Genomic DNA, 512 nt, shown 5'->3' with positions numbered 1-512 from the left:
ATGGCCTGCTGGCCAGTTCCAGCCGCAAGGCCAGCCTCGCCCGGGTGCGGGAATTGCTGAATGTCATATCCACACCAGCGCCAGAAGTCCCGGAAGCCGAACCGGTCACGCCACCGCCGTGCCCATGCTGTGGTGGTCCGATGGTCGTCATCCAGATCCTTCCCCGATGGTGCCAGCCTCGAGGGCCGCCACAGGCGAGTGATCCAACCAAGGGATCACCATGACAGCCCGCAGATACGACAGCATGACCGATCCCGATGTCGGAGTGGCTCCGCGCCGGCAAACCGAGGCTCCTGTACGCATCACTGAAAAAATCGGGAAAATCGCTGCCTGCACCGCCAGTTCTGACATCGCGTCATGCAGATCCGGTCACAAAAACCCGTTCCAGTTCCACAAACGCACCTGTATGCTCTGGCTCAGGCTCTCTCACGGGGTGGCGCCAGTTGCAAATTCTCCATAACTGAGTCCCGGTGTCGCGGGTTCGGTCTTCCCAGACTTTCGTACGCCTCGCG

1 pseudogene is annotated in these 512 nt (G+C 61.1%); it reads left to right on the top strand.

Annotation, left to right across the window (positions count from 1 at the left end):
* Positions 1-224 (top strand): annotated as a pseudogene (locus B7449_RS24790) (IS91 family transposase); the annotation flags it as partial.
* Between the last annotated feature and the right edge of the window lie 288 nt (positions 225-512).

This window comes from Komagataeibacter intermedius TF2, from assembly GCF_000964425.1.
GTDB classification, from domain to species: domain Bacteria; phylum Pseudomonadota; class Alphaproteobacteria; order Acetobacterales; family Acetobacteraceae; genus Komagataeibacter; species Komagataeibacter intermedius.
This window is presented reverse-complemented; position numbering and strand designations above follow the sequence as displayed.